General features: G+C 23.8%; 9 protein-coding genes and 1 pseudogene. 7 read left to right on the forward strand and 3 right to left on the reverse strand.

Annotated features, from left to right (window positions below; translation table 4 throughout):
- Window positions 1-397: 397 nt before the first annotated feature.
- The 3 genes and pseudogenes from C6B38_RS07350 to C6B38_RS07355 all read right to left on the reverse strand — a co-directional run.
- Window positions 398-1,233 (reverse strand): annotated as a pseudogene (locus tag C6B38_RS07350) (IS30 family transposase); the annotation flags it as partial.
- 145 nt (window positions 1,234-1,378) lie between these two features.
- Window positions 1,379-1,528, reverse strand: coding sequence for a hypothetical protein (locus C6B38_RS10360; RefSeq protein WP_162475934.1), 150 nt, complete (start codon window positions 1,526-1,528; stop codon window positions 1,379-1,381).
- A gap of 5 nt (window positions 1,529-1,533) precedes the next feature.
- A complete protein-coding gene (locus C6B38_RS07355) occupies window positions 1,534-1,884 on the reverse strand; it encodes a hypothetical protein (protein ID WP_105299147.1) in 351 nt (116 codons plus the stop codon).
- 183 nt (window positions 1,885-2,067) lie between these two features.
- On the opposite strand from C6B38_RS07355, the gene C6B38_RS07360 reads away from it, so the two are divergent.
- From C6B38_RS07360 to C6B38_RS07395, 7 genes are all read left to right on the forward strand, one after another.
- Window positions 2,068-2,877 carry a hypothetical protein gene (locus C6B38_RS07360; RefSeq protein WP_105299148.1) on the forward strand — a complete coding sequence of 270 codons (810 nt, stop codon included), beginning with the start codon at window positions 2,068-2,070 and terminating at the stop codon, window positions 2,875-2,877.
- A 73-nt stretch (window positions 2,878-2,950) separates the two neighbouring features.
- Window positions 2,951-4,684, forward strand: a complete 1,734-nt coding sequence (locus C6B38_RS11490) for a hypothetical protein (RefSeq protein WP_233485656.1) — start codon at window positions 2,951-2,953, stop codon at window positions 4,682-4,684.
- A 173-nt stretch (window positions 4,685-4,857) separates the two neighbouring features.
- Window positions 4,858-5,142: a pts system IIb component protein gene (locus C6B38_RS07375; RefSeq protein WP_105299149.1), complete on the forward strand. Its 285-nt coding sequence runs from the start codon at window positions 4,858-4,860 to the stop codon at window positions 5,140-5,142.
- A 348-nt stretch (window positions 5,143-5,490) separates the two neighbouring features.
- Window positions 5,491-5,781: a cation-transporting P-type ATPase gene (locus tag C6B38_RS11495; RefSeq protein ID WP_233485657.1), complete on the forward strand. Its 291-nt coding sequence runs from the start codon at window positions 5,491-5,493 to the stop codon at window positions 5,779-5,781.
- 69 nt (window positions 5,782-5,850) lie between these two features.
- Window positions 5,851-6,630, forward strand: a complete 780-nt coding sequence (locus C6B38_RS07385; RefSeq protein WP_233485658.1) for an HAD-IC family P-type ATPase — start codon at window positions 5,851-5,853, stop codon at window positions 6,628-6,630.
- A 293-nt stretch (window positions 6,631-6,923) separates the two neighbouring features.
- A complete protein-coding gene (locus C6B38_RS07390; RefSeq protein WP_105299151.1) occupies window positions 6,924-7,226 on the forward strand; it encodes a hypothetical protein in 303 nt (100 codons plus the stop codon).
- A 17-nt stretch (window positions 7,227-7,243) separates the two neighbouring features.
- Window positions 7,244-7,447, forward strand: coding sequence for a hypothetical protein (locus C6B38_RS07395; protein ID WP_105299152.1), 204 nt, complete (start codon window positions 7,244-7,246; stop codon window positions 7,445-7,447).
- The last annotated feature ends 121 nt before the right edge of the window (window positions 7,448-7,568 follow it).

Raw genomic sequence — 7,568 nt, forward strand, 5'->3', positions numbered from 1 at the left:
CATATAATGGTTTAACAACTAGTCAATTAGAAAAAATTAACAATACTGAAGTTACAATTACTATTTATTTAGATAAAAATGGACAGATTATTGCAAAAAAATATTCTAAAAATACAATTTTAAATTCTCTCATATAATGGTTTAACAACTAGTCAATTAGAAAAAATTAACAATACTGAAGTTACAATTACTATTTATTTAGATAAAAATGGACAGATTATTGCAAAAAAATATTCTAAAAATACAATTTTAAATTCTCTTTAATAAAAAGTAATTAATTAAAAAAATTAAAAATATTTTAATTTTTATTTTATCCATATTTAAACACACTAAAAAATAATTTATTATTTTAATAACATATTTTATAATTTAATATACATTTTTAAATATTTATTGTTTATATATTCTGCAAAAACATTTTTTAGCACTTATTCAATTTAAACACAGTCGGAGTTTATCATTTATAACATTAACTACTCAATTTATTCTTTTCTGACTAACATTATTAAAATCAGTTCCCTTAGGAAATCAATATCTTAATTCACTATTCATATATTCAATTAAAGGTTTTTGTTGTGGTGAACCAGGATCACAAAAATAAACTTGTGTCTCAGCAAATATTTCCATTTCTCGTCATTTGCTAAATTCTTTCCCTCTATCTGTTATTATTCCTTTAATTTTTCCAATTAAATTATTTTTTATAACAATATCTTTAAACTTTTCAAAAACTTCATTAGCAGTATGATTTTCTAATTTTATTGCAAAATATTTTTTACTTGATTGTTCTACTAAAACTAAACAACTAGATTAATGGTTTTTTCCAACAACAGTATCCATTTCTAATCAACCAACATTAGAAACTTTATTTTCAATATCTTAAATTGACTTAAAATCATTTAATTTACCACGATTATCAGATTTTCCTTTTGTTTTATATTTTTTACCACGATGTCGCAAATTCTGTTTTAAAAAACCATAAAAACCTAAACGAATTCATTTATACAATGTTTTAACACAAACCGGAAATTTAACACCAAATTTTAAAAAATAACGATAAATAAATTCTCTCGGAGCATCACGATATTTATTAAGTCTAATTTTCATAAAATTAATCTGTTCTTCAGTAAATTTACATCTTTTATTATTCTTTTTTCTTTTCTCATAATACATTTCATCTGACTTATAAGCACTATATTCTTTAATAGTTTTAAATCTCTTAATTTCTCGTAAAATAACAACACTAAATATTGTCGTTAATCAAGTTGGCATAATATATCTCCTTTCAAAATTTTTAAATATCGCGTCACACTCTGCGTGTTCGCTACGTTCAAAATAAACAATATTGAATAAATTACCGCTAATAAATTACGCAGATAATTTATTCATTTTCTTTTACATTATTAATTACTATTTTATTTACAGTATTAATAACAATATTTTTTCCATACTTTTTCACTAGCGACTGCAAAATAAAATAATGTTTCTTTTCAATAAAAAATCAACTCTTTTCAAAGTTGATTTGTTGCACTTCGATTACACAATGCCATTAGAAGAATATTTTTTATTTAATTCTCCTCCATTTTTAGCTTTTTCATAAATTTCAACAATTGCTTTATGACGTAAATATTCTTCTTCTGAAATATTTTGAATAAGGCGTTCTTTAATTTCTTCTTCAATAAATAAAGAAAGATATTTATTTAAAGTATTAACTGCGTGGTTAATTTCATCATTTTCTGTAACAAAATCATTAATTAATTCAAATTTTTCTTCTCATGATAAGTTATTAACAAATTCTAAAATAAATCTTGGATTTTCTTTAATATATTCTGATAAGGGTTTATCAACATGCTCATCGATAAAAAGATCAATTTTTTCTGGCAACATCGCTGTTTTTACCTCCTACTATACTATTTTTTGATAATATTAATAATTTTTAATTATTAATATTATCAAACTCACTTTAATTATAACATTTATTTTTAAAAAACATTTTTGCATTTTTAACAATAAATCTATATAATATTTCCAAATAAGGTAAAACATTTCTTAAAAGGTAAGGTGTAAAAAGTGAATAGGCTATTTTTTGAAATTAATTATATTGATTCACCATTAATATTATTTATTGCTAAAATATTAGTCTTTTTTGCTGTTGTTTATTTTGCTTCATATCTTACAAATCTTACTGTTTTGAAGAAAAAAATAAAACAAAGTTTAACAATTATTTTCTTAGTTGGAATTCAAATTAGTTTTTATTTTTTACTAATGGATACAACGAATTTATTGGTTCTTCGTAATCTCCTTACTTTAACAGTTTGCTTAATTAGTTTATGAATCTTAATTGGTAAACAATTGCTTCCTAATTATTATAATGATTCAATTATTTGTCTTTTTTCCATTGTATTTAAAGTTAGTTTAATAACAATATTTGCAATTCATAAAACTACGATCAAAGACTCAGACAATATGATTATTGTTATTGTTCTAGGTCTTATTTCATTTATTGCAACAATATATTTTTTTAAACAATATTGAACAAAATATTTAAAAATTGTCTTAATTAACAAAATTTTAGCTTATATCAATACATTTAAACCATTTCATTATGCTTTAAATGAAAATAATATTTCTCTTGTATTATTTTCACAAAATGTTTTTGTTTTAATTTCCCTTGCTTTTTCTGTCAATAGTACAGTTATGTTGAAAAAACTTTCATTAATTTTAAAAAAACAAAATATTCAGGAAAATTTTAGTTTCATTAATGTATGTGAATTAGATAATGCTATTAAGTCTTTACAAATGCATATGTTAGTAAATAAACGTAGTGAAAAAGAATTAAAAATTATTGTAAATGGTTATCAACGAGAGTGCTTGAATTAGAATAGTTTTCTAAATGTTATTTTTAAATAAATAAAATTTTAAAAGTTAAAAAATGAAAAAGGAGATACAAATAATGAAAAAAATTTTAGTTATTTTAAGTAGTGTTATTTTAATAAGTTCACCTGTTTTTGGTTTGAATGGATGTGCGCCTACCCCTGCTAGACATCGTGATATTGATACAACGAGTGGGGGAGACGATGATAATAATGGGGGAACTAGTGGTGATTATGAAAAAAATCGAATTATTAAACGATTAAGTAGTTTTAGTGAATTATCACCTCTTGTTGTTGATAGTAATGAATACCAAACTGTTAATAGTGATGATGCTTTTAGCATTTTAAAAAGTAAATTTAAAGAATTTAGTGATGATTTAATGCTAACACAAACAAATTTTACGTCTATTGAAATTGCAGAAGATGGGACTACCCATTATGGCGAATTAACTGTCGTTGCTGATTATAAAGATAAAGAATTAACTAATCCAAAAACAAATGATTCAAATTTTTTAATTCATGTTGCTACTAATAATTTAAAATGAGCAAATGATACAGTTCAAAAATTAAATGAAAGTATAACAATGATTTTGTCTAAAATAAATCTTTCATTTCAAGGTGCTAACTTATTAATTGGGAATATTTTATCGTTAATTACATCATTTCATCTTTTTGATAGTTTGCCAAAAGTTATTCCAACGTCATTTAATGCGGATGATCAAAATTGAAAACAATGACAGGAATTTGTTAATGAATTAATGAATTTACCACTTGTTGATGAAATATTTACAACAAATGCTGAAGCAACAAATCAATTAGAAGTTAAGACAGATGAATCAAATGAAAATAAAGAAGAAACTCATCAAAGTCAATTATTGCATGATGTTGCCTCAAGTGAAATAAATGAAACAATAAAAAAAGATCTTGTGCTGGGCACTACTCTAGAAATAAAAATTATAGCAAAATACCTTAATATTTTAAATAGTTTAGCACCAGATATTATTCATTTTCGTAATTTTGTTCTCGAAAAACGTGAGCAACAAAAATCACAAAATTTAATTTTATTACTATTACAATATTTATTTGAGGAACCACGAGAAATTAATAATGATGGGTTTTTAGATGTTAATCAAAATATTCCAAGTACTAAAAATAAAAAAAGAACCCTTCAATTTAGTACTAATTTAGAACATATTTTACATAATTTATTAGAAGGATGAAAAAACAAAAGCGGTAAATGGTCAGATAGCAGAACTCCAATTTCAATTGTAGTAAAAGTTGATTGATTATTTTCAAATACAACTGTTAATATTAAATATGAAAAAATTCCACCAGGTTTTTTTCAAATAACATCAGGGACAGAAGGACTTATTGATATTCTTTCTATTGATAAAATTAAAGCATTTATTAATCAAATATTTAATTATGATTTAAAAACTGATTTATCAATAAAAGTAAAACTTGTTAGTTGAGATTTTAATTTTTTAATTCCGCCGCTTAGTGGAGAAATTAAAAAACTTATACCTTCAATATTGAAAATTAGTGGATATAGTAGTGATGCAATTGATAATACTTCCATAGAACTAGTTAGTGGCGTAGTTCAAATTGAATATCAAGATGAAAAAGATGGAGTATGAAAAACAGCTGCTGAAATAACTGATTTAAAATCAGCACTAGAAATGCGAATTAATATTAATAATATTAAGTTTAAAGTTAAATCGAATAATGACACGATGATTTTGTTTGAAACAACTAATCCGGATTTACATCTAATTTTTATTCTAGATATTAATTCTAAAATTTTAGGAAAATAGTTATTTTTAAAAATTAAGATAAAAAAAATGCTTTTATTAAATAATTAAAGCATTTTTTATTTTAAAAAATTATTAACTTAATTTACTATAGGAACATTTTATTGTTATGATTGCATTTTAAATTATAATCAGTATAATTTAAAAAGATTATTAAGTAGTAAATGGAGGTCTAAATGATAAAAATTGCTTTAATTTGTTCGGCCAAGTTGAGTATTTATCAGCAAAAGTATAAAATTAATGATGTTATTGTTAAAAATAATTATGATATGCAATTTTTTGTAATAACACCAGAGCAATTAGAAAATAATTATAATATTATTTTATTAGCTCCCCAAGTTGAGTATTTATCAGCAAAAGTAGCTGCTATTGCAATCAATAGTAAAGTTGCTGTGTTACCATCAGAATTATATATTAATAATGATTCAAAAGGGATTATTGATTTTGTTAATACATTATAAGTTTAAATTTTTTAATAAAAATTTTTTACTTTATTTAATTTTTAAATAATTTTTTTCAAATAAGGTGTATTTGCCTTATTTTTTATGCTAAAATATATGGGTATTATTTTTATAAAAGAAAGAGTGGTGATTTCTATGCTTGTACAACAGAAACAGTCCGGACTCATGTTACAATTAAGCCGGATTATTAAGGGTATTAATTTTTACAAAAGTAATACATTATTTAATATTGTTTCTGACCATCAAGAAGATAATCACCGCAGTTATTTATAATTGCTAATATTTTTAGTTGTGTTAATTTATCTTATTTTGTTGTGTCATGAAACAAAGTAAGAGAGGAAACAAATCATGTTTGGAAGAGATAGAACAAAAGAAGCTTTATTAAAAAAGCTAATTTTTAATGATAAAAAATTAAAAGCATGATCAAAACTTAACCAACTTGAATTATTAAACGAATTTAAAAGTAATCAGTTTGGGGTAAAGGCAACTGATGTCGAAGATTTACAAAAAGAATATGGACACAATAAAGTAGATACTACTAAATTTAATTGAGTTCTAAACTTTTTTAAATCATTTTTTGGACCTTTTAATTTAGTACTAATCGCAATTATTATTTATAATTTTTATGAGTATTTTTAAACCCCTATTGCTGACCGGGGAATTGCTGATATTTTACCAGCAATTTTACCAGCAATTATTGTAGCAGTTATGATTTTTGCAAGTGGAACAGTTGTTTATATTCAAACAATAAAAGCACATTTTGTGACGAAAAAATTAATTAATATTGTTAGTAATAAAGTAACAGTGATTCGAGATGTTATGGGATATACTGACATTAGTTACGAAAATATGTTTGAATTGATTAAAAAATCAGAAGATATTGATGTTCGTGATTTAGTGCCAGGAGATTTGATTTACTTATTAAGTGGGGATATGATTCCTGCTGATGTTCGTATTTTAGTTAGTCGTGATTTATTTATTAATCATGCTTCATTAACTGGAGAATCAATGCCAGTTGAGAAGCATGCAACAACAGATAATGTTAATTTATTAGAATTAGAAAACATTTGCTTAATGTGTACAAGTGTTGTTTCAGGGAGTGCAATTGCAGTGGTTATTCAAACGGGAGTTAAAACATATTTTTCGTCAATTTCAAGTGCATTACAAGAAAAACGACCTTTAACTAATTTTCAAACAGGAGTGCAACGAGTAACATTTTTATTAATTATGTTTGTGTTGATTATGGCACCAATTATTTACTTAATTTACTTAGGAACAAAAAGTGATTGATTAGGAGGAATAACATGAACAGCGCAAGCAATTGTTGGAATTGTACCTGAAATGTTACCAATGATTGTGACAAGTAATTTAGCACGAGGAGCTCGTAAAATCAGCCGTAGTAAATTAGTATTTAAAAATTTAGGAGCAATTGATGTTTTATGTACAAATAAAATAGGAACATTAACAAATGATAAAATGACCGCGTAAAATATTCGGTTGGTATAAATTTACCAAAAACTAAGAAAAAGATAGATATAAAATTCTATCTTTTTTAATTAGGTTAAAATTGTCGTTAACCTTACTTAGTTTAAGAAAATAACAGCAAAACCAACTAAATAAAACTCTCCTACTTGAAATGTCGTTAAATCAAGCAAGCGAGGATAAACAATATAGGGGTGGCCGTACCGCTACGACATAATGGAGGCAATTCTTTTAGGCAATATAAAAGAGTTATAATAAAAAAATTTAGAAATCTTACTATTTATAAGGAGGTTTTGAAAGTGTCTTTAAAAGAACTCTGTTGAAAAGAGTTAAAAATTAAATTAGCAAATAAGACAGTATTAATTAATAAATGTCAGTGTTATATCAATGAGGACTTTACAAAATTAACCAAAAACAAAAAAGGTGGCTGATATTGTAAAAAGTATGCTCGGCATTGCTTAGCAAAATTAGAATTTATTAATAAACAAAAAATAAGTTATAGTATTTGATTTTTGACTTTAAAATGCAAAAATAACCATCAAATTATTAAAAAATTAATTTTTAAGAAAAATAAATGATGAATTATTAATATTAAAAATTAGAAAGGAGGAATTATAAAATGAAAACATTACAAGATTTAATTAAAGATTTAACAGATATTACTGTTGAACAAAATAAAATAAATGAATATTTAAGCAGAGAATTTTTAGATTTACGAGGTGTTAAATTACAAGGTACTAATTTAAAAGGTGCTGATTTAAAAGATATTAAAATCACAAAACAACAATTAGACCAATTAACTGTTATTGAGGAGAATGAATAATGAATATAACAGAATCAATTAAATTTGACAAACTAAAAGAAGAAAATGAATTACTTAAAAATGAAATTACAGAATTAAATAAAGATTTAAATTGAAATTTAAAAACTGAAGAAGTACTTAA

It is taken from the genome of Spiroplasma sp. ChiS (assembly GCF_002968355.1).
Classification (GTDB): domain Bacteria; phylum Bacillota_I; class Bacilli_A; order Mycoplasmatales; family Mycoplasmataceae; genus Spiroplasma; species Spiroplasma citri.